The organism is Ferrithrix thermotolerans DSM 19514 (assembly GCF_900128965.1).
In the GTDB taxonomy this organism is placed as follows: Bacteria; Actinomycetota; Acidimicrobiia; order Acidimicrobiales; family Acidimicrobiaceae; genus Ferrithrix; species Ferrithrix thermotolerans.
Genome location: NZ_FQUL01000092.1, coordinates 1 through 1,279, shown reverse-complemented (window position 1 = coordinate 1,279; position 1,279 = coordinate 1). Strand labels below are relative to the sequence as shown.

3 protein-coding genes are annotated in these 1,279 nt (G+C 52.5%); all 3 read left to right on the top strand.

The window, feature by feature from the left end; translation table 11 throughout:
• Nucleotides 1-196: 196 nt before the first annotated feature.
• Genes BUA24_RS13545 through BUA24_RS11755 form a run of 3 tightly spaced genes read left to right on the top strand, consistent with a single transcriptional unit; the run spans nucleotide 197 to nucleotide 931 of the window.
• On the top strand, nucleotides 197-388 hold the full coding sequence (locus BUA24_RS13545) for a Mu transposase domain-containing protein (protein WP_419187309.1): 192 nt from the start codon (nucleotides 197-199) through the stop codon (nucleotides 386-388).
• Nucleotides 312-752, top strand: coding sequence for a hypothetical protein (locus BUA24_RS11760; protein ID WP_143146561.1), 441 nt, complete (start codon nucleotides 312-314; stop codon nucleotides 750-752). Before BUA24_RS13545 ends, BUA24_RS11760 begins: the two co-directional genes overlap by 77 nt.
• Nucleotides 749-931, top strand: coding sequence for a hypothetical protein (locus BUA24_RS11755; RefSeq protein WP_072792800.1), 183 nt, complete (start codon nucleotides 749-751; stop codon nucleotides 929-931). Before BUA24_RS11760 ends, BUA24_RS11755 begins: the two co-directional genes overlap by 4 nt.
• Nucleotides 932-1,279: the final 348 nt, after the last annotated feature.

The following is a 1,279-nucleotide window of genomic DNA, read 5'->3' as shown; positions in this document are numbered from 1 at the left end:
AAATAAAGATCAAAAGTCAATGACAGTTCTATAACCACTGCCTAAGATAGATACAGTTCCAAAGACTCTATGGCCTATTTGCACAACTTTAGGCAGACGACCAGAGACGGTTGCAACTGCGTTCGCACAACAGCAACTAGCCCTCAGCCCGCTCACGCATGAACCCTTCGGCTCTGCCAAGATCCTCTTAGCCAAGGTGGACGCCAAGTCAAGGGTGTGCGTGAGACAGGCGTTTTACTCAGTCTCGGTGTCTCTGATCGGAAGAAGCGTCCAGATAGCGCTGTCCGCCCATGAGGTGACAATCACCTACCATGACAAGACCGTTGCAACCCATGAGCGTCTCCTCCATTTGGGGGGACTCCTCCTTGGTGCTAGATCACTACCTTGAGGCCTTTTCAAGGAAACCAGGAGCGTTTCCTCGGTCGGCCCCTCTAGAACAGGCAAAGAAGAGCGGTACCTTCAGTGTGGACCATGCGGAGTTCCTCGCTAGTGCGAGTGCACTCTATGGAGAGAACAGAGGAGTTGGAGAGATGGTGGGAGTGCTCCTGCTAGCGAGAAGACTGCCCCAAACAGCGAATACAACTGGACTTCGGAAAGCTCAAGAGATGCGCACGTTCATCGCTGACTATGTGAAGATTGCGGCCCGCTCCTCACTTGTGAGAGGGGCAACGCTGCTCAAAGAGGTTCCCATTATCACCTCACCTGAGGTAGACATCACTCGCTATGACGTTCTGTTTGAGGCTCGCTCATGACCAAGAGCTCCGATCTCATACTCTTTGGCCAAGGTGCCCTTGAGCTTCGCCTACCGGGTCTTCGAGCCCACGAGGAGTACCTCCAAGTCGCACAACGTGACAGTTGGAGCCACGCTCATTTCTTAGCTGAACTGCTCAGCGTTGAGCTAAGAGGTGCTCTCTTCACTTGCTCGTGGTGACTTCGTTGAGACACCACCTCCGTTGTGCTCATAGGAGGACCAGGTACCGGAAAGACACATCTTCAAATTGGTACCCTGATTTCCCTTGCGGGGAAGGGAGAGGGGTGCGCTACGTCAATCTTGCTGCCTAGTCAACTAGTTAGCCGAGGCAGAGGACGACAAGAGATTAGCCAGAGAGCTATACGAGGGCTAATATGTTCTTGAAATCAATGAACTTGGCTACCTCCACCTCGATAGTCGTGGAGCAGAGCTTGGCGGTTTCAATTTTGAAGTGCAACACTGCTGCCTAACTCCCTGATTGTCTCTGCCATGACTTCGGCTGGCGTTCGGAAACCCAGAGATTTTCTG

What these genes read in the sequence shown, in the direction of transcription:
- BUA24_RS11760 (WP_143146561.1), top strand. Translation starts at nt 312, where the DNA reads ATGACAAGACCGTTGCAACCCATGAGCGTCTCCTCCATTTGGGGGGAC.
- BUA24_RS11755 (WP_072792800.1), top strand. Translation starts at nt 749, where the DNA reads ATGACCAAGAGCTCCGATCTCATACTCTTTGGCCAAGGTGCCCTTGAG.